The following is a 20,472-nucleotide window of genomic DNA, read 5'->3' as shown; positions in this document are numbered from 1 at the left end:
CATTGAGCTAACCAATACTAATTGCCCGTGAGGCTTGACCATATAACACCCAAACAATTTGGGAAGACGAATTGTGAGCCGAAAGTTCGCGAAACGCACAAATTATGCGACTATCACAGACCTAATTAGAGAAGACGATGACTGCGCAAGCAGGAAACGGCTCCTCAAAAAGAATTGCTTGACGACCATAGAGCGTTGGAACCACCTGATCCCTTCCCGAACTCAGTAGTGAAACGATGCATCGCCGATGGTAGTGTGGGGTTTCCCCATGTGAGAGTAGGTCATCGTCAAGCGCCAAATAAGAAAGGCTACCCTAACGGGTAGCCTTTTTTTTGGCTTATCCAAAATGAACTTCAGTCACTGTATAACGGGCGCGAAGCCCCATGTGACAAGCGCGTCGGGAACGTGTTTGGACAGCCGTAGGCTGCCCGAAGGGTGAGTGCCTGGATGGCACGAATCCGAGTAGGTCATCGTCAAGTTTGAACAGTAAAACCCCAGATCAGCAATGATCTGGGGTTTTTTTATGCCTCGAAGAACATAAAACCCGCGCCCGTGCATGAGCAACAGTCTGTGTGTCGTGAGTTTAAATAGATGTCGTCATGCGTCTAGGTAGTTCCATTAGACACAATTAACTCTGGAAGAGATGCCTAGAAATTGATCGGGCTTTGATAGTTTTCGTTACGCAGGTGCTTGTAATCTGAGCTTTTATAAAACTATTAATTTTATAATTTGCTTGCCGTATGAGATTAATTAAATTTTATTAGTATTGCTTATTAATTATTGCTTATTAATTATTAATTAATGCTTTTTTATTAATGCTTATTAATTATTGTGATGGTTGTATTTGATAGGCCTAATAGGTCTCCATACCATATGTTTTATTTTTTGATAAGGTGTTTTTGTTTTAGTAGGCTACTCGATCACAGAAATAGTATTTTCCTTATTGGTAATCATATCTTGCGATAGAAAATAGTTTAAATTTGCTAAAATATCTATTACTTATAAAAGGTTCAGAAGTTACCAGTGAAAAGTAATGTGAGAGTTTTTACTTGTTTAATTTTAAAGGGAATTAAATATTAAATAAAATAGTTAAATTATAAGTGGATATAAGAATGTTTAGTTTTTCACAGGTTGTGAGAATTTTTTACTACGTCGCAGGGGAGTAAGAATACTATGAATGGCAAATCGATTGGAGTAGTAGAAAAAGAGAGTGGTCAAGCTACTACTTTAGAGTGGAGTAATATAGTTAATTTAGAATCAGTCAGTGTAGTAAAAATGCCATTTGGGCCTGAAGCCGTGGAGTCTTATCACGCTGATGGTGCGCATTTAATTATCAATCTTAAATCTGGTGATTTTGTTGTTATAAATGATTTTTTCACAAAGTTTATTGACGAAGAACAGAGCGAGCTTGTCCTTGAGGATGATGATGGTGGACTGTGGCTAGGTCAGTTTGATCCAGCACTATCGGAGTTTACTTTTACAGAAGTAGCAAGCCTTGATGTCGCCGCCGGTGCAGCTGTCGGTTCAGCAGATGCTATTCCTGATTGGGTTAAGTTTGGATTAGCACTATTAGCCGTTGGTGGAATAATTGCTCAGCAAGGACATGGCAAGCCTTCACACAGAAATAGCAAGCCTATAGACGATACTGACGCCGATGCTGACGCCGACGCCGACGCTGATGCCGATGCCGATGCCGATGCCGATGCTGATGCCGATGCTGACGCCGACGCCGACGCCGACGCTGATGCCGATGCCGATGCCGACGCTGATGCCGACGCTGATGCCGATGCCGACGCCGATGCTGATGCCGACGCTGATGCTGATGCTGATGCCGATGCCGATGCCGACGCCGACGCTGATGCCGACGCCGATGCCGATGCTGACGCCGATGCTGATGCTGACGCCGATGCTGACGCTGATGCCGATGCCGATGCCGATGCCGACGCCGATGCTGATGCCGACGCCGACGCCGATGCTGATGCTGATGCCGACGCTGATGCTGATGCCGACGCCGACGCCGACGCTGATGCTGATGCCGATGCCGATGCCGATGCCGATGCTGATGCCGATGCCGATGCCGATGCCGATGCTGACGCCGATGCCGATGCTGATGCTGACGCCGATGCTGATGCCGATGCCGATGCCGATGCCGATGCCGATGCCGATGCTGATGCTGACGCCGACGCTGATGCCGATGCCGATGCCGACGCTGATGCTGATGCCGATGCCGACGCTGATGCTGACGCCGATGCCGATGCCGATGCCGATGCTGACGCCGATGCTGATGCCGATGCTGACGCTGATGCTGATGCTGATGCTGATGCGGACGCCGATGCTGATGCTGACGCCGATGCGGATGCTGATGCTGACGCCGATGCGGATGCTGACGCCGATGCTGATGCTGATGCTGATGCTGATGCTGATGCTGACGCTGACGCTGACGCTGACGCTGATGCCGACGCCGATGCTGATGCTGATTTCCAGCTCGATGATGTTCAGGGCACTGCAGGGATAACTGTTACTACTGAAATTGAGAGTGCGGTGCTCGGGACTGACACGGGCATACTGCCGATTACTTTATTAGGTATCCCTATTTTGGGTGATCCTCCTGTTGTTGGATTCTCATTGACAGAGGACAACGCCGGGGCAACCTTTACATTCGCCTCTGATACCGTACTTGAGTTGGGTGTGCTGGGGAAACTGGCAGTTAAGCTTGAAGTCAAAGATGAGAGTGGTAACTGGCAGCCAGCAGGTCAAGCTGGCGGCGGTGGTTTACTAGACTTAACATTACTTGGCACTAGTACTAATACGGCGACGGCAAGTATTCCAGACGGGTTGCCTGCGGGTGAGTACCGAGCCACTGTGGTAAATACAGCACTTCTGAGTGTCAACTTGGGAACGGTCTCGTTAACTGTTGAGGGTCTGACAGCAGTTGAAGTAGTGACTAGCACGCAAGATGAAGGCAACTTCATTAACTTATCAGCAGTAGACGGAGATGATGTTGCTGGACGAGAAGTAACCTCAGTAAGCTTTGATGGAAACAACCAGGCTATTATTGGTGGTACTGCTAGTGTTATAGGGGATCATGGTACGTTGGATATTAACTCCGATGGTACTTATGTCTATATTCCAAATGCTGTGTCTGGCAACGTAGGTACTGATGCCTTTATTGTCACGGTAAAAGATGCCAGTGGTGAAGAGGAAAGTGCCAGCTTAAATATTAGCGTATTGCAGAATTCAGGCTTTGGCTTTATGAGTGCCTTTAGCTTTGATCAATCAGATGATGTTGATTTAGCTGGAGTTGAGGACTTGCAAGAAGTACCTGAGGAGGCAATGGTTGGTTTTAGTCTAAGTCTCGAAGATGTTCTTTCAGTTGAACACGGCGAAGAATCTGTTCCTTTACCTGCGGTAGAAGAAGAGTCTTCTTTCTTATCGGCTTTCCCAGAAAGCTTTGCCATTGATACGGCTGGGTTCGATGTACAGCCTGTTATTGATCCCTTAGATGATTTGCTGGATGACACTAGCTCATACATTTAAAATCTTGTTGATAAAGCACCGAGTCGAGAGGTTCGGTGCTTTATTTTTAACTAGCAACCGCTAGTTATAGATCTAGTTGTTTTAACAGCATAAGTTGCTAGATCTATAACTGACTTTTATAAAACATGCTTGTTAAAATATATTCGTTGAGGATACATTGCGATGAAATCCATAACATACTTGACTTACCCCTCTTTACCTTTCGTTAAGAGCAAGTTTTCTCTTTTTTTAGCTATTACTGTCTTGTTACCGTTATCGATAAGTGCTGCACCGAGTGATGCATTACTACCGGATATGAATGCAACTACCAGCTTGAAAGCACCGATGCAGCTGCGCAATTTAGATATGAACGCAGCTGTAAAGCGAGCAATTGAGTGGCATCCAATGGTTACAGGTGCGCGCGAACGAACGAATCAGCAGGGTGAAGAAGTTAACTTTGCTAAATCGGCCTATCTTCCGCAAATTCGCGCTGGTATTAGTACTAATTATCGAGACTCGACAGGTCGCAGTGAAGAAGCCTTTACTGTCTCAGGCTCTCAGTTGGTCTATGACTTTGGTAAAGTGGCGAGCAATGTGGAAGCCGAAGAATATGGTGTTGAGAGAAGTGAAGCAGATACGCTGCGTGTTATTGATCAGCTCATACGTGAAACTGCTTTTGCCGTTTTAGAAGTACAGCGCTATCAGTTTCTAGTGAGAATTGCAGGCGAGCAAGTTGTTGGTGTGAGCGATTTGCTGGATTTATCTAAAAAGCGTTCAGCAATGGGAGCCAGTACGCGAGCTGATGAAATGCAGGCGCAGTCTCGTCGTGAAGCGGCTTTGGCATATGAGCTACAGATGAGGGCACAGCTTGATAAGTGGAAGCATACACTGCAAAACTTAGTCGGTTCTACGGTGCCGCCAGCAGTATTATCTGGTGCTCCGGCAGCATTAGATTATGGATGCTTTGTAGACATTAATAGTTTAAGTCATGTACCTGATATTTTGATTGCTGAAGCACAGCGCTCGGAAGCTATGGCTAAAATCAAATCCAGTAAAGCAGATTTTTATCCGACTATTACCGCTGATGCTGAAGCAGAGCATTATTTAAAAGAACGTGACCGCGATTTAGAGTTTGGTAGACGCAGAGACCGCAATGATTACACTGTCGGCTTAAACTTGAATGTTGACTTGTACCAAGGTGGGGCGACTACAGCACGTAAACGAGGTGCCGAGTACGCCTTAGGTGCTGCAAATGCAGCTAAAGATGAAGCGTTATTAAATATTTCACGAAGTTTGCAAGAAGCTAAAGCCCAGGCTGGAACCTACCAGCAACGCTTGTCTATTCTAGATAGTCGAATCAATAGCATTGTTGAGACGCAAGATGTTTATCGGCAACAATATATTTCATTAGGCACGCGAACATTATTGGACTTGCTCAACACGGAGCAGGAAATTCATCAAGCGCGCATGGAAAAAAGTAATACGCAACAAGACTTACAACGTTTACAGATAGATTGTTTATATAGTGCGGCTAACTTACGTGGTGCTTTTGCTCTCAATAATGATGCACCGACGGATAGTTATTAAAAATGAATGACCAAGAACATTTAGGACAGTCTAGTCCTGAACCGCCTGTCATTGAGCCCCAGGCCGATTACTCGGCATGGATAGACGCTATTTTATCGGTGGCTAAACACTACCGTTTAGAGTGCTCTAAAGAAAACATCTCTTTAACCAGTCATTGGTTAAAGGGCAGTGCCATGAGTGATGTGTTACGCGGTATAGCACGTCAAGCAGGGCTAGCATTCAACGTGATCAAGCTTGATAAGAATGCGCTCACAGCTTGGCGCTTACCTTTGGTTGTGCAGTTTAAACAAGGGCAAATAGCTGTTCTTGATACCATGGATCAAAAGGGTCAAGTTGGCATTACTTACATTGGCGATGGGAGTGTTAAAAGCAGCATTACAGAGCAAGAGTTGCTGGATAATATTACCTTAGCCGTGGTGTTGCGTCCGACACATACGGTACCTGATGCACGTATTGACGACTATATAAAACCGCACGATAAACATTGGTTTAAAAAAATTGTACTGCGAGATTGGCGACCGTATAGCCATGTGTTTATAGCTTCTTTTGTAGCTAATGTGCTTGGTTTAGCTGGAATTCTATTTACTCGCCAAGTGTACGATAGAGTTATTCCTGCAGAGTCCTATTCCACACTTTATGTGCTATTTAGTGGCGTGATGCTCGCTATTGTTTTTGGTTACATCATGCGAAAAATGCGTTCACGAGTGATAGACCTCTTAGGCAAGCGTGCCGACCTGAGAATCTCTGACCGTGTATTTGGTCATGCGTTACGTATTAAAAATGCGTATCGCCCCCGCTCAACCGGTACCTTTATTTCACAAATCCGTGAGTTAGATAATGTCAGGGAATTACTCACCTCTACCACGGTAATTGCATTTGCAGATATGCCGTTTTTCTTATTATTTTGTGCTGTTTTTTGGTATTTAGCCGGATCGCTAGTATGGGTGCCAATTGTTGCTGTGATCCTGATGGTTTTACCGGGTTTACTGGTACAAGGAAAGTTACGCAGCTATGCCAATGAAGCGATGCGTGAGAGCTCATTACGCAATGCCATGCTGGTAGAGGCGGTACAAGGTAATGAAGATATTAAAACGTTACAAGCTGAACAGCGCTTCCAATCGCAGTGGAATAACTATAATGCTGTAGCAGCAGATGTGAATTTACGTCTACGCTCGTTAGTCAGTGGCTTGACGACTTGGACGCAAAGTCTCCAGACCTCCACTTTTGCGGTCATTGTTCTATTTGGGGCGCCAATGGTGATTGAAGGTGATCTCTCTACGGGATCGTTGATTGCTGCATCAATTTTAGGCTCGCGCATGATTGCGCCAATGGCAGGGCTTACTCAAGTATTGAGTCGCTGGCAACAAGCTAAGGTTGCTCTAAACAGTATTAATCAATTGATGGAACTGCCTGTCGATAATCCTGCGGGCGAGAAGAAAGTCCATAAAACAACAATTAATGGTAATTATACGATTAAGAACGCTAAGTTTTCCTATGGTGTTGATAGTCCCTTAGCTGCGCTTGAGGTTAAAAAGCTTGAGATCAAGCAAGGGGAAAGAATCGCTCTTTTAGGTCGAAATGGTGCTGGTAAATCAACTTTGTTACAGGTCCTGTCAGGCCTGCTTGAGGCGAAAGAAGGTGTTGTCACTGTCGATGGGGTGGGCATGGCACATATTGACCCCGCTGATGTACGTCGTGATATTGGTCTAATGAGTCAAAATGCAGCCTTATTCCATGGCACTATTCGAGAAAATCTAATGTTAGGTGCGCCGATGGCACGCGATGATGACATGCTCAGAGCATTAAGCATGACAGGAGCACTCGACTTTATTCATAAATTGCCCAATGGTTTAGATTATGTCATCGCTGAAGGTGGACGTGGCTTATCCGGTGGTCAGCGTCAGTCATTGCTGCTTTCGCGATTGCTAGTCCGTAACCCCCATGTAGTACTGCTAGATGAGCCAACAGCATCGCTTGATGACACCACAGAAAAGCAGTTTCTTGATCAACTGTCCTCATGGATAGGCGATAAAACTTTGATTGTTGCAACCCATAAAATGAGTTTGGTAAATATTGTTGACCGTATTGTGGTGGTTGATATAGGTCAAATTGTTCTCGATGGCCCTAAGGCAGTTGTCTTAGCTAAGTTATCTGCAAATACCAAATCTACAGTCACAGTTTAGGCCCTCATTTATAGCTAAAGGAACTCGTATGAGTAATGTGGCTCAAGAAGATAAAGTTCTTCTGCTTGATTATGATGAAGATAAACACCGTTACAATGACCAGGTTGATGAAGCAGAAATTGTTAAATCTTCACGTATTATTTGGGCTTTCGTATCGTTACTAATCAGCTTGATTGTTTGGTCTTATTTCGCAGAACTGGTTGAGGTGTCCACCGGCACGGGTAAAGTGGTGCCGACTTCAAGAGAGCAAGTGATTCAATCGCTTGAGGGTGGAATTGTATCTGAGTTGTTAGTTCGACAGGGTGACATCGTCGAGGTAGGCCAAGTGTTAGCGCAGTTAGATTTAACTAAAACTGAAGCAAACGTTGGCGAAAGTACTGCTCGTTATCGTGCTGCGCTTGCTAGTATTGCGCGCTTGGAGTCTGAGGTAAACCAAACCAAACTAAAATTCCCACAAGAATTAAAAGAATATCCGCATCTAGTACAAACTGAAACGCGCCTCTACCAAACTCGTAAACAAGGCTTAAACTCATCTATAGCAGGCTTGCGGCAAGCGCTCGGATTGGTACAAGAAGAGTTAAGCTTAACCCGTTCTTTAGCTCTGTCGGGAGCAGCAAGCAACGTAGAGGTATTAAAATTACAACGTCAAGTCTCCGAGCTACAGCTAAAAATTACAGATCGACGTTCCGAGTATATGGTGGGCGCTCGTGAAGAACTTGCTAGAGCTAAAGCCGAAGCGGATTCACTTGAGTCGGTTATTAAGGGGCGAACAGATTCTCTCTCGCGCTTAACCTTGCGTTCACCTGTTCGGGGTATTGTTAAAGATGTTGCAGTGACTACCCGTGGTGGCATTATTCCGCCGAACGGTCAGTTAATGGAGATTGTTCCATTAGACGATCAGCTGCTTATTGAAGCGCGAATCTCACCCCGAGATGTGGCATTTATTTATCCTGGGCAACCCGCCAAAGTTAAAATTACTGCGTATGACTACTCTATCTATGGTGGGCTTGATGGAGAGGTTACTTTGATTTCACCTGATACTATTCAGGACGAGGTCAAGCCAGATGTTTATTACTATCGTGTTTTTATCCGTACCGAAACAGATGCTTTGGTGAATGAAACAGGTACTTTGTTTCCGATTGTACCTGGCATGATTGCGACAGTGGATATTAAAACGGGTGAGAAAACTGTATTTGAATACTTAATGAAGCCTATTAATAAAGCCAAAGAAGCACTTAGAGAGCGTTAATACAGAAGGTGTACTATGGATGGTTTAATTAATCAATCACGTGCGGTTTTCGCTAGCCTTGTTTTGCCTGAGTTTAAAAAACATCCGCAGTACATTTTTTTTTATGCATTATCTGATGGAAAAAATAGGGCCGAGGTGTTCACCACGACAGGTGCTGATTTTAATGATGCTTGGCAAGAGTTAGTCAGTGAGGTTTTTTTAAAAAGCAAAAAAAAAGAAATACAGTTTATTGATATTACTATCGTTACAGGCATACGTAAGCTTTCAATAAAACAGTTGAAAGAGCTTGTTGCAACGACAAAGCGCAACTATTTCCGCTATGGCATAGCCTTAGATAGAGACGTTACATATGCTTTCACTGAGAAAGAGTTGAATGCTAATGCTATGCTTTATGGTGGTAATAAGATAGAGAGTGGCAGACTTAACGAGAGAAACTTTAATATTTACGCGAAAAGTAAATATTCAAATTATGCGTATAACTTTGATGATACTAAAAATATTTACCTGCTGACAAGTCAGGGTGTTTTTATAGACTTTAAGCAAAGAAAAATATTTCCTACTTATCCTACAGGCTTGCATTCAGGTCGTCGTATAGTCCGTCAGCTTGATGGCAGCCTACTCACAAAGTTAATAAAGACCTCCAGTGAGTTCTTAGCAGATCAAGTCGACCCGAAGACTGGACGTTTTTACTATGGTTGGCATCCGTGCTTTGATCGCTATATAGATCATTACAATACATTACGCCATGCGAGCTCAGTATACGCGATGCTTGAAGCGTGGGCCGTCACTCGATCTGAAAGACTTTTATTTTCTATTGAAAAAGCTATAGAGTATTTAATCAATACATTTGTTGAAACCTTAACTATAGAGGGGCAACAGAAATCTTTTCTAACTGATATTGATAATGAAATAAAATTAGGTGGAACGGCAGCTTGTGTGCTTATGCTCTGTAAGTATGCAGAGCTTATCGACACAGATAAATATCTAGAACTTCTAAAGCAACTTGCTTTAGGGATTATATCGATGCAGCAAACTGATGCCAGTTTTGCACATGTGTTAAATTATCCAGATTTGTCGATAAAAGAAAAATTTAGAATTGTTTATTATGACGGTGAGGCACTATTTGCCTTAATGCGATTGTATAAAATAACAAACAGTCAGCAGATATTAAATACTGTAGAAAAAGCTGTAGAGTATTTTATACAAGAAGAATATTGGAGATATAATGATCACTGGTTTGCTTATGCAGTAAATGAATTAGTAGATTATAATCCAGGTTTTAATTATTACAAATTTGCTATTGATAATGTTAAGGATCATTTAGGATTTGTACTTAACCGAGTCACGACCTTTCCTACGTTGCTTGAACTTATGATGGCTACTGAGAAAATTATCCAAAAACTACAAAAAGAAAAAACGCACTCAAGCCTTTTAGAGGGATTTGAAGTGGAGCGTTTTTATCGTGCATTGCATATACGAGCGGGGTATTTATTAAATGGCTATTTTTGGCCTGAATATGCCATGTACTATAAAAATCCTCAGCGTATTGTCGGTAGTTTTTTTATTAGGCATCATGCATTTAGAGTCAGAATTGATGATGTTGAGCACTATCTGTCCGGGCTTGTTGCGTATAAAAATTTTATAGATAGTAATCATTAATGTAGAGATATTAATATGTCATTGACGGGGTTGCTTCATAAAATCAAGCCTGTAGTACAAAAAAATGCAGTGAAGTTAGGTGAGGGTTGGCCAAAATTCACACTTTTTTTATCGGTTAGCGATGGAAAGACACGAGCGCAAGTTGTTCACTGCTCAGGCGAAGAGTTTGAAGAAACGTGGCAGCAGCTAGTTGAAAATGCAGCAGATATCGTACGTAATAAAGACATCTATTCTAAGTTTTTACGTATTGACTGGGTTGCTAATGTTCGAACAACTCATTTAGGCCAGCTTAAGAATTGGTTAAAGGATGTTAAACGTAACTACTTTCGTTATGGCTTAGCACTTGATACTGAGTTTAAAACCGCTTTTTTAGAACAAGAACTTAATAGTAATGCCATGCTGTATGGCGGTAATGCGCATGTACACGCTGTTGTTAATCGAAAGAATTTTGAGCTGTATGCAAAAAAACGATTCTTAGATTTTAACTTCGAATTTAAAAATAATGCAGCAATTTATATGCTAGATACGGAAGGTGCATTTTGCTCTACTGAAGAACCGAGTCAATTACTGTACGCAAAAGGAAGAGATGCAGGGCGTCGTGTTATCGAAAAAATGACCAAGCAGGATGTGTTTGGTTTAATTGAGCGCAGTGGCAATTATCTCGCCACTCAGGTGCAAGATACAGGGCGGTTCTATTACGGTTGGCACCCGTGTTTTGATCGTTATATCGATACGTACAATACGTTACGGCATGCCTCCACTACCTACTCAATGGTAGAGGCATGGGAGATTACTAAAAATCCTGAACTTGAAAAAGCGATTCTACGATCAATTAACTACATCGTGAACAGCTTGGTTCGACGTGTCACCTTAAAGGAGCAAGAGAGTACAATTGCATTTTTAGTTGAGCACACGGGGAAAGAGGTCAAGCTTGGTGCTAACGCTGTTTGTATTCTTGCTTTAAGCAAATACTCTGAGGTGACCGGGACACAAGAGTACTTAGAGTTATTAGAGCAGTTGGCTTTAGGTATTGAATACATGCAGAACAAAAAAACTGGAAAGTTTGTGCATGTGCTTAATTATCCTGATTTAACGATTAAAGACCAATTTAGAATTATCTATTATGACGGTGAAGCTGCGTTTGGCTTAATACGGCTCTATGGGCTGACTAAAGATGAGCGTTGGCTAGCGCTAGTAGAGAGAGCTTTTGATTACTTTATTAGTGCTGAGCACTGGAAAGCGCATGACCACTGGCTAAGTTACTGCGTAAATGAGCTAACTTTGTATCGCGATGATGAGCGTTATTATAGGTTTGGACTGCAAAACGTTATGGGTTACCTTGATTTTATTGCCAATCGAATAACCACGTTTCCTACTTTACTTGAATTGATGATGGCTGCTGAACGAATGATTACACGTTTACAATCATCAATAGAACATAAGCATCTTCTCCATAATATAGATTTAGACGTGTTTTACAGTGCATTAGAAAAACGTGCTCATTACCTGCTTAATGGCCACTTCTGGCCTGAGTATGCAATGTATTTTTCCCATCCCGATAAGTTTTTAGGAAGTTTTTTTATTCGACACCATTCCTTTAGGGTGAGAATTGATGATGTGGAACACTATCTATCAGGGTTTGTTGGTTATTATAAATATATAAACAAATAAGTAAGGTTTTTATTTTGAGAGACAAGGTATGAAAAATAAAAAATGGAATACTTCAGCTGTTGTTAAAGCATGTGGTGGTGAGTGGTTTTTAGAGCCAAAAGAACCCTTTTGTTTTGATAGGGTATGCGCCTATATAGGTGCTTTTAAAAGTGGCGATTTTATTTTGGTGAGAGGAGATAATCCGGACAGTAGAGGGATATCGTATAAGGCGCTTAAAAAGTTAGAAAATAATTTTTCTGGAGTAATATCTGATGATGAGGAGGTTTTAAAATCTTTAAAAGAAATCCCTTCTATTAAAGTGAGAGATAATAAAACGGCTCTACTTAATCTAGGATTTTATGCTAGAAAGCAGTTTGTCGGAAAAGTTATAGCGATAACAGGTAGTGCTGGAAAAACAACCACTACATCGATGCTTGAGTTAATCTTTGCGAGCTATGGTGAAGTGAATAGTTCTAAATTTAATGCTAACTTGCCTTATGGCGTAGCATGGAATTTATCTTCATTTAACTGGTGTGCAGATTATTATGTCTTAGAGTTGGCTATTGGTAACATGAAAACAAGCACTGCTCTTGCACATCCAGATATAGCTATTTTTACAAATATTTTACCTGCACACTTAGGTCGTTCACATACAGTTAAAGATATAGCTGCAGCTAAAAGTAATATTTTTACAGGTATGAGTACTGGTGCTATTGTGATTCTTAATAGGGATATGCAAGAGTTTGCTTTAGTCTATGAGAAGGCGATAGCATGTGATTTAAAGGTTTATACTTATGGCGCGGGACACTCTAATGATGCGACATTGATTGATTATGATCAAAATAGTGGGCGCACGACTGTACAGTTATTTGATCGAGAAGTTGAATATTTATTAAGTGCTTCCGGCTATCATATTGCATTAAATAGCGTTGCTGTTTTATTGGCGGTAGCAATACTAGGTCTTGATATTGATGGTTTTTTTGAGCATATCGTAAAATTTAAAGCTCTCGAAGGTCGCGGTGAAACGACTGTAGTACATTTAAATGATAAAAAAATTATTGTTGTTGATGATGCTTATAATGCAAACCCAGGCTCTATGGAAGCAGCTATTCAAAGCTTAGGTAACCTTAATCATCAAGGTAGAAAAGGGTTGGTGTTAGGTGAAATGGCAGAGCTCGGCGCAGCCTCTAAGCAATACCATCTTTCTTTAGCTCATTTTATAAATGCTTTTGAGTTTGATTTTATCTATAACGTTGGTGATATTTGGGCTGAGGTGAATAGCTCGATTGACTTTAGAGGTAAATGTAAAGTTGTGAACTACAACCATATTGACGACTGTGAAGTTGAATTGCGAGCATCGCTTTTAAATAATGATTGTGTGTTATTCAAAGGTTCGAACTCTTCAGATATTCATAAAATAGTTAAATCCTTAAAAAGCCAATGATGTTTTTCAAAAATCATATACTTCAGAGTGGGGTGCGTATTTTCTGCTTTATCTGTTGATTGAATTGAAAAACAGAAACAGAGTAAAAACACTCAAAGATCCTCGTATTCGAAAATTCTTGAACTGCTGTGTAGGGTTGTTGCGCTGACGCTGATCTGCTTTGAAAAGCTGTTTGGGCTCGACGCAGAATAGCTATGCTTGAATCGCGGTCATCCACTGTGTATGGATGCCATTTTTTCCTCTGTCAACGTCTTGCTCCCGCTACCTCAGGGTGGTGCTGACCCGTATCGCCAAACTAACTGTGCGTTTATGCCGCGACATCGCTATAATCGTTGCCTATTTAACTTTTGACTTTGGTTTGATGCTATGACCGAACTTGTTGTTGACTACATGCAGCGCCTTGGCGAGTCTGCGCGTGAGGCTTCGCGTGTGTTGGCAAAGGCCAGTACTGCGCAAAAAAATCAGGCTTTATTAGCGACTGCCGTTGCCCTCGATACATCTCGTGCCGCTTTGCTAGAAGCCAATGAGCTTGATATGCAGGCAGGACGTGCCAGCGGACTGGATGATGCGATGCTCGACCGTTTGGCACTCAGTTCAACGCGTATTGATGACATGATCGAAGGTTTAAAACAGGTTGCGGCATTACCTGATCCGATCGGTGAAATTAGCGATATGCATTTTGTGCCGTCTGGTATTCAGGTGGGTAAGATGCGTGTGCCATTGGGCGTAATTGGCATTATTTATGAATCACGGCCAAACGTGACCGTCGAAGCGGCCAGCTTATGTATTAAGTCAGGTAACGCGACGATTTTACGCGGTGGCTCAGAAGCCATTCATTCTAATCAAGCGATTGCGCAATGTTTGAATGAGGGTTTAGCTGTGGCGGGGTTTCCTGCGTCGGCAGTGCAGGTGGTGGAAACTACAGATCGTGCCGCCGTGGGTGCACTGATCACTATGCCTAAGTACGTCGATGTGATTGTGCCGCGCGGCGGCAAAGGGCTGATTGAGCGTATCACTCGTGACGCTAAAGTACCGATCATTAAGCATTTAGATGGCGTTTGCCATGTCTATGTGGACCAGGCTGCTGATGCAGACAAAGCGATTCGTATTGCTGATAACTCCAAGACACAACGTTATGCGCCGTGTAATGCGATGGAAACGTTGTTAGTGCATGACTCACAAGTTGATGCAGTATTGCGCCCGCTGTTCGATATTTATGAGGCTAAGCAGGTTGAGTTGCGCGGCTGTGAGAAGACCTGCGCTTTATTTGCGGGTCGCGTGATAGCTGTTACTGCGGATGATTGGGCTGCGGAGTACAATGCACCTATTCTGGCGATACGTATTGTCTCATCGCTTGACGAGGCGATTGAACATATCAATACCTATGGTTCACAGCATACCGATAGTATTGTGACTGAGAACTTTACCGATGCGCGACGTTTTTTAACCGAAGTGGATTCAAGTTCGGTGATGATCAATGCTTCAACCCGTTTTGCTGATGGTTTTGAGTATGGGCTAGGTGCGGAAATTGGTATATCTACCGATAAGTTGCATGCCCGTGGGCCTGTTGGTTTGCTGGGTTTGACTAGCGAAAAATATGTCGTATTCGGTGACGGACACGTGCGTGGCTAAGCGAATTGGGATGCTAGGTGGCACTTTCGATCCTGTGCATATCGGTCATTTGCGCAGTGCACTGGAAGTTGCCGAACACTATGTTCTAGATCAGCTGCTATTGATCCCTAACGCGCGACCGCCACATCGCGGTGCGCCGCAGGTCAGTGCACAGCAGCGTTTGGAAATGGTGCAGTTGGCGGTGGCTGAGGAGGACTTGCTCAGTGTCGATGATCGTGAATTACGTCGCGATAAACCGTCCTGGAGCATCGATACCTTGTTATCATTGCGTGCTGAGCTTGAAGAGCAGGATCAGTTGCTGCTTATCTTAGGTTGGGATGCGTTTTGTGGATTGCCCAGTTGGCATCGCTGGGATGAGTTATTAGAGCATTGTCATATTTTAGTGTTACAACGCCCTGATGCAGACATCGAAGCGCCACAAGTTTTACGTGATTTAGTGGCGGCAAAAAGCGTAAGTGGCCCGCAAACGCTGCATGGTCCTAGTGGTCAAATCGCTTTTGTATGGCAAACACCGTTGGCTATTTCAGCAACACAAATTAGACACTTATTAGCAACACAGCGTTGCGTTCGGTATTTGGTACCAGATGCCGTTTTTAAATATATTTACGCTCACCAACTCTATCAAGAGTGATGAGCTTTTTGAGGTTAGATACTCCATGCAAAATGAACAACTTGTTAAATTGATTATCGAGTCTTTAGAAGAAGTTAAAGCTAAAGACATTGTGACCATTGACGTACGCGGTAAAACCAGCATTACTGACTTTATGATTATCGCTTCAGGCGGCTCTGCACGTCAGGTTAAGGCGTTGGCAGAAAACGTTATCGATAAGGCTAAAGCGCAAGGCGTTAGACCCGTGGGTAGCGAAGGTTTGGACGGCGGCGAGTGGGCGTTGATCGACTTGAATGATGTGGTCGTCCACGTCATGCAGGTCGAAACTCGTGAGCATTATGACCTTGAGCGTTTGTGGCAGGGTGCTGAGCAAAGTCGCGCACAACACAATGAGCAAGGCGCTGAGTAAGTGCGTATTCGCTTGATTGCTGTTGGTAGTAAAATGCCGCGTTGGGTTGAGGATGGTTGGCATGAATATGCCAAACGTCTGCCCAGCGAATTGCCCTTAGATTTGGTTGAAATTCCGCTCAGTACACGTGGCAAAAACGCTGACGTACAAAGGCTGATTCGTCAAGAAGGTGATGCGATGCTAGCCAAGGTGCAGCCGGGTGAGCGCATTGTTACCTTAGAAGTGCATGGCAAACCTTGGAGCACTGAACAGTTAGCGCAAGAGCTTGAGCGCTGGCGTTTAGAAGCGCGCAATGTGAACTTGATGGTAGGTGGACCTGAAGGCCTCGCACCGCAGGTTTGTGAGCGTAGTGAGCAGCGCTGGTCGCTCTCGCCTTTAACACTGCCGCATCCGTTAGTGCGGATTCTTCTCGGTGAGCAGATTTACCGTGCATGGACTGTGCTGAACGGTCATCCATATCATAAATAGTGGACGGGTATGCCACCTCCTATTCGGTTAAAAGATCATGAGCGCGACACGCGGCTGATCCGTTCACGGATGCTGTTTGGCGGTGCTGCGCTGATTTTCTTAACGATGCTGCTGATGTTTAGGATGTATTACTTACAAGTTGTACAGTTTGAGCATCACTCAACCTTAGCTGAAAATAACCGTATCCATGTGCAGTCGTTACCGCCTACGCGTGGCATGATTTATGATCGCAATGGTGTATTGATCGCTGATAATAGAGCCAGCTTTAGTTTAACCCTGACCCGCGAGCGTGCCGGTGATTGGGAGCAGGTGCTGGATTCGATTATTGAAATTCTTGAGCTCGACACCGACAGTCGCGAGTTGTTTGAAAAGCGCATTCGCCAAGGCCGGCGTCCTTTCGAACCCGTTCCGGTGATGTTTGAGCTCAGCGAAGCGCAGATTGCTCGCGTGGCGGTGAATCAATTTCGTTTGCCAGGGGTCGAAGTGGCGGCCAGTTTGGTGCGTTATTACCCGCAAAAAGAACATTTTGCGCACTCTGTTGGTTATGTAGGACGGATCAACGAAACCGAACTAAAGAAGCTGGATCCGATCAATTACAGTGGTACTCACCATATTGGTAAAACGGGTATCGAGCGCTTCTACGAAGAGCAATTGCACGGTCAAGTCGGTTATGAAGAAGTTGAGACCAATGCGCGCGGTCGAGTCTTACGTGTTCTGAATCGTGTTGAGCCAATCTCTGGACAAGATATTTACTTAACATTAGATATTAAATTGCAAGAGGCTGCTGAGTTGGCGCTCGATGGGCGCCGCGGTGCGATAGTGGCACTTGATCCGAATAGTGGTGAAGTGCTGGCGATGGTCAGTCAACCCAGTTTTGATCCGAATCCTTTTGTCACCGGCATCAGTTTCAAAGCCTATGGTTTATTACGTGACTCGCTGGATCAACCGCTGTTTAATCGTGTATTAAGAGGCTTGTATCCGCCCGGTTCAACCATCAAACCGATGATGGCGATTGCTGGCTTAGATCTCGGAATTGTGACACCCAGTACTCGAGTATTTGATCCTGGTTTTTTTCAGCTACCTAACCATAAACATCGATACCGTAACTGGAATCGCTATGGTGATGGCTGGGTTAATCTTGATTTAGCGCTATCACGCTCGAACGACACTTATTTTTATGATTTGGCGCATAAAATGGGTGTCGATCGTATGCATGATTATATGACTCGATTTGGTTTTGGCCAACGTGTCGCGTTGGATATGTTTGAAGAGACAGCAGGACTTATGCCTTCCAAAGACTGGAAGCGTAGTCGCTATCGTCAACCATGGTATCCCGGTGAAACCTTAATTCTAGGAATTGGCCAAGGTTATATGCAAACAACCCCTTTGCAGCTTGCGCAAGCAACGGCACTGATGGCCTCTAAAGGTAAGTGGATACGGCCACATTTGGCCCGTAGTGTTGGCGGCTTGCAACCTATTATTGATGCAGATATGCCAGCGGATATTGTCTTGCGCGATGATAAAAACTGGGATGCAGTGGGTATGGGTATGGAAAATGTCCTGCACGGTACACGAGGTACTGCGCGTAAAGTGGGTGACTCCGCGTTGTACCGTATTGCTGGTAAAAGTGGTACGGCACAGGTTGTAGCGATTAAGCAAGGCGAACGCTATAACCGCGATAAGGTGCAAGAACGTCACCGTGATCATGCTTTATTTGTTGCTTATGCTCCGGCTGAAAACCCTGCTATTGCTGTGGCAGTAATGGTTGAGAATGGTGAGTCAGGTTCTGGTGTTGCAGCACCTGTCGCCAAGCAAGTGCTCGATGGTTGGTTATTGGATGATGAGGGCGAGCTAAAGGTGGAATATCAGACGACTGAGCGTTCGACAACAGAGGTCAGACGATGACTCGAGGCTTTAATCGTGTGTTATCAGAAGGTGATGTGCTGCGTCGTCGTGCATCTTTTTTGCAGCGAGTACACATTGATGGTTGGTTGCTATTTTTATTATTGATACTGGCAACCACTGGTTTGTTTGTTTTGTATTCAGCGGGTGGCAGGGATCAAGGGTTACTGATTAAACAGGCATCATCCTTTGGCTTGGGAATGCTGGTGATGATTGTGGTAGCGCAACTTGAGCCGCGATTTATGGCCCGGTGGTCAGCGTTGTTGTATGTGCTTGGTGTCGTGCTGTTAATTATTGTTGAAGTCGTTGGGCACAATGCTATGGGTGCCACGCGTTGGATTAATATTCCGGGGCTTGTGCGTTTTCAGCCGGCCGAACTGATGAAGCTTTTTGTGCCGATGACCTTAGCGTGGTACTTGGCGCGACATAATTTACCGCCATCATTTAAGCGTATCGTGATCAGTGCTGTTTTAATTGTTGTGCCCTTTGTCTTGATTGCTCGTCAGCCTGATTTAGGAACAGCGACGTTGATTATGGTGTCTGGGGTCTTTGTGCTGTTCTTAGGCGGATTACGCTGGCGCTGGATTCTTGGTGCTATCGCAGCTGTTGTGCCGATTGCGATTGCGATGTGGATGTTTGTTATGCATCAATATCAAAAGCAACGGGTATTGACCTTCTTAAACCCTGAAAGCGACCCACTGGGCAGTGGTTGGAATATTATTCAGTCGAAGGCCGCTATCGGTTCAGGCGGCGTCTTTGGCAAAGGCTGGTTGCTCGGCACGCAATCACATTTGGACTTTTTACCTGAAAGCCATACCGACTTTATTATTGCTGTTTTAGGCGAAGAATTTGGCTTGGTGGGTATTTGCTTGCTGCTGATGGTGTATTTGCTATTGATCGGACGAGCGATGGTGATTACTCTGCAAGCGCAAACGGTCTTCGGTAAATTGTTAGCAGGGTCTATTACGCTAACATTCTTTATTTACGTCTTTGTTAACGTAGGTATGGTCAGTGGCCTCCTGCCTATTGTCGGGGTGCCACTACCTTTTATAAGCTACGGCGGGACTTCATTGGTTACGCTCTTGTCTGGGTTTGGTATTTTAATGGCGATCCATACGCATCGTAAGTGGATCGCACACTCTTAAGGATTATACATGCAAACTGTGTTGTTTAAAATGAAAGGTTTAGTGGCTTGCTTAGGGTTAACGTTGGCGGCAACCTATGCCTCTGCTCAAGAAACCACTTATGCCGAGCATCCTTTATTAGCACCATTTATAGAGGAGGTGAGCGCAGAGTTTGGGTTTTTAGCTGAGCCACTGCACAGCGTTTTTGCTCAAGCAGAGCGTAAACAGGCGATTTTAGATGCTATTTCTCGACCCGCTGAACGCGTTAAACTGTGGAAAGAATACCGTCCAATTTTTATCACCCAAGCGCGTGTCGATAAAGGCATTGAGTTCTGGGCAAAGAACCAAGAAGCGTTGCAGCGAGCAGAAGATGAATATGGTGTGCCTGCGGAGTTTATCGTCGCCATTATTGGTGTGGAAACTATTTACGGTGGCAATACGGGCAGCTATCGAGTGATTGATGCACTATCCACTTTAGCTTTTGATTATCCGCCGCGAGAACCCTTTTTTCGTCAGCAGCTGAAAGAGTATTTGTTGCTGACTCGAGAAGAACAAGTGAACCCTTTGAGCCTCAAAGGATCTTATGCAGGTGCGATGGGTTTGCCACAGTTTATGCCGGGTAGTTTCCGTGCTTATGCTGTTGATTTTGATAATGATGGTCATATTGATATATGGCAGAACCCTACTGATGCCGTAGGCAGTGTTGCTAATTATTTTATTAAACATGGCTGGCAGCCAGGGCAAAAAGTAGTAGTGCGTGCTGATATTAAGAGCGCCACTAAAGCAGATAAGGGTTTATCTGAGAGTTTAGATCCTAAGATTACTGTGCAGCAACTGCAGAAACTCGGCTGGAAACCGCGCGAGTCTCTTGATAAAAAAACTAACGTCACAGCTTTCCGTTTGGATGCTGAACAAGGCCCTGAATATTGGATCGGTTTAGCGAATTTTCATGCAATAACGCGCTATAATCGTAGTGTGATGTATGCCATGGCCGTCAATGAATTGGCCGAACTATTAGCGGCTTCACGTAAGGACTAAT

Annotated in this window: 14 protein-coding genes and 1 rRNA gene; all 15 read left to right on the top strand. The window is 44.0% G+C overall.

The genetic code is table 11. From position 1 onward, the window contains the following. The first annotated feature begins 177 nt into the window (after positions 1-177). A 5S ribosomal RNA gene (gene rrf, locus JYJ62_RS03605) occupies positions 178-293 on the top strand. A gap of 880 nt (positions 294-1,173) precedes the next feature. Then, the gene (locus tag JYJ62_RS03600; protein ID WP_205340797.1) at positions 1,174-3,537 is read left to right on the top strand and encodes a BapA/Bap/LapF family prefix-like domain-containing protein; all 2,364 of its coding nucleotides are present in this window, start codon (positions 1,174-1,176) and stop codon (positions 3,535-3,537) included. A 162-nt stretch (positions 3,538-3,699) separates the two neighbouring features. Further along, positions 3,700-5,103: a TolC family outer membrane protein gene (locus tag JYJ62_RS03595; RefSeq protein ID WP_205340796.1), complete on the top strand. Its 1,404-nt coding sequence runs from the start codon at positions 3,700-3,702 to the stop codon at positions 5,101-5,103. Positions 5,104-5,105: 2 nt separating this feature from the next. Next, positions 5,106-7,286: a type I secretion system permease/ATPase gene (locus tag JYJ62_RS03590; protein ID WP_205340795.1), complete on the top strand. Its 2,181-nt coding sequence runs from the start codon at positions 5,106-5,108 to the stop codon at positions 7,284-7,286. A gap of 28 nt (positions 7,287-7,314) precedes the next feature. After that, complete coding sequence (locus JYJ62_RS03585; RefSeq protein WP_205340794.1) at positions 7,315-8,535, top strand: HlyD family type I secretion periplasmic adaptor subunit; 1,221 nt, start codon at positions 7,315-7,317, stop codon at positions 8,533-8,535. 15 nt (positions 8,536-8,550) lie between these two features. Further along, positions 8,551-10,194, top strand: coding sequence for a poly(glycerol-phosphate) alpha-glucosyltransferase (locus JYJ62_RS03580; RefSeq protein ID WP_205340793.1), 1,644 nt, complete (start codon positions 8,551-8,553; stop codon positions 10,192-10,194). Between the two features lie 15 nt (positions 10,195-10,209). Next, positions 10,210-11,865 (top strand): poly(glycerol-phosphate) alpha-glucosyltransferase, encoded by a 1,656-nt coding sequence (locus JYJ62_RS03575; RefSeq protein WP_205340792.1) that lies wholly within the window; start codon positions 10,210-10,212, stop codon positions 11,863-11,865. 28 nt (positions 11,866-11,893) lie between these two features. After that, positions 11,894-13,288, top strand: coding sequence for a UDP-N-acetylmuramoyl-tripeptide--D-alanyl-D-alanine ligase (locus JYJ62_RS03570; protein ID WP_205340791.1), 1,395 nt, complete (start codon positions 11,894-11,896; stop codon positions 13,286-13,288). 366 nt (positions 13,289-13,654) lie between these two features. Then, on the top strand, positions 13,655-14,920 hold the full coding sequence (locus JYJ62_RS03565) for a glutamate-5-semialdehyde dehydrogenase (protein ID WP_205340790.1): 1,266 nt from the start codon (positions 13,655-13,657) through the stop codon (positions 14,918-14,920). 10 nt (positions 14,921-14,930) lie between these two features. Further along, positions 14,931-15,551, top strand: a complete 621-nt coding sequence (gene nadD, locus JYJ62_RS03560; RefSeq protein ID WP_232365710.1) for a nicotinate-nucleotide adenylyltransferase — start codon at positions 14,931-14,933, stop codon at positions 15,549-15,551. Positions 15,552-15,576: 25 nt separating this feature from the next. Continuing rightward, entirely contained in the window at positions 15,577-15,939 is a 363-nt protein-coding gene (rsfS, locus tag JYJ62_RS03555; protein WP_205340788.1) for a ribosome silencing factor, read from the top strand. Next, positions 15,940-16,407, top strand: coding sequence for a 23S rRNA (pseudouridine(1915)-N(3))-methyltransferase RlmH (gene rlmH, locus JYJ62_RS03550; protein WP_205340787.1), 468 nt, complete (start codon positions 15,940-15,942; stop codon positions 16,405-16,407). It begins immediately after the preceding gene. 9 nt (positions 16,408-16,416) lie between these two features. Continuing rightward, complete coding sequence (gene mrdA / locus JYJ62_RS03545; protein ID WP_205340786.1) at positions 16,417-18,312, top strand: penicillin-binding protein 2; 1,896 nt, start codon at positions 16,417-16,419, stop codon at positions 18,310-18,312. Next, the gene (gene rodA / locus JYJ62_RS03540) at positions 18,309-19,454 is read left to right on the top strand and encodes a rod shape-determining protein RodA (protein WP_232365703.1); all 1,146 of its coding nucleotides are present in this window, start codon (positions 18,309-18,311) and stop codon (positions 19,452-19,454) included. Before mrdA ends, rodA begins: the two co-directional genes overlap by 4 nt. Before the next feature lie 9 nt (positions 19,455-19,463). Further along, positions 19,464-20,471, top strand: a complete 1,008-nt coding sequence (mltB, locus tag JYJ62_RS03535; RefSeq protein ID WP_232365702.1) for a lytic murein transglycosylase B — start codon at positions 19,464-19,466, stop codon at positions 20,469-20,471. Position 20,472 lies beyond the last annotated feature (1 nt).

The sequence above is a fragment of the Denitrificimonas caeni genome, assembly GCF_905120345.1.
GTDB classification, from domain to species: Bacteria; Pseudomonadota; Gammaproteobacteria; order Pseudomonadales; family Pseudomonadaceae; genus Denitrificimonas; species Denitrificimonas caeni_A.
This window is presented reverse-complemented; position numbering and strand designations above follow the sequence as displayed.

What these genes read in the sequence shown, in the direction of transcription:
- JYJ62_RS03580 (WP_205340793.1), top strand. Translation starts at nt 8,551, where the DNA reads ATGGATGGTTTAATTAATCAATCACGTGCGGTTTTCGCTAGCCTTGTT.
- nadD (WP_232365710.1), top strand. Translation starts at nt 14,931, where the DNA reads ATGCTAGGTGGCACTTTCGATCCTGTGCATATCGGTCATTTGCGCAGT.
- JYJ62_RS03590 (WP_205340795.1), top strand. Translation starts at nt 5,106, where the DNA reads ATGAATGACCAAGAACATTTAGGACAGTCTAGTCCTGAACCGCCTGTC.
- mltB (WP_232365702.1), top strand. Translation starts at nt 19,464, where the DNA reads ATGCAAACTGTGTTGTTTAAAATGAAAGGTTTAGTGGCTTGCTTAGGG.
- JYJ62_RS03575 (WP_205340792.1), top strand. Translation starts at nt 10,210, where the DNA reads ATGTCATTGACGGGGTTGCTTCATAAAATCAAGCCTGTAGTACAAAAA.
- rodA (WP_232365703.1), top strand. Translation starts at nt 18,309, where the DNA reads ATGACTCGAGGCTTTAATCGTGTGTTATCAGAAGGTGATGTGCTGCGT.
- JYJ62_RS03595 (WP_205340796.1), top strand. Translation starts at nt 3,700, where the DNA reads ATGAAATCCATAACATACTTGACTTACCCCTCTTTACCTTTCGTTAAG.
- rsfS (WP_205340788.1), top strand. Translation starts at nt 15,577, where the DNA reads ATGCAAAATGAACAACTTGTTAAATTGATTATCGAGTCTTTAGAAGAA.
- mrdA (WP_205340786.1), top strand. Translation starts at nt 16,417, where the DNA reads ATGCCACCTCCTATTCGGTTAAAAGATCATGAGCGCGACACGCGGCTG.
- JYJ62_RS03565 (WP_205340790.1), top strand. Translation starts at nt 13,655, where the DNA reads ATGACCGAACTTGTTGTTGACTACATGCAGCGCCTTGGCGAGTCTGCG.
- JYJ62_RS03585 (WP_205340794.1), top strand. Translation starts at nt 7,315, where the DNA reads ATGAGTAATGTGGCTCAAGAAGATAAAGTTCTTCTGCTTGATTATGAT.
- JYJ62_RS03570 (WP_205340791.1), top strand. Translation starts at nt 11,894, where the DNA reads ATGAAAAATAAAAAATGGAATACTTCAGCTGTTGTTAAAGCATGTGGT.
- JYJ62_RS03600 (WP_205340797.1), top strand. Translation starts at nt 1,174, where the DNA reads ATGAATGGCAAATCGATTGGAGTAGTAGAAAAAGAGAGTGGTCAAGCT.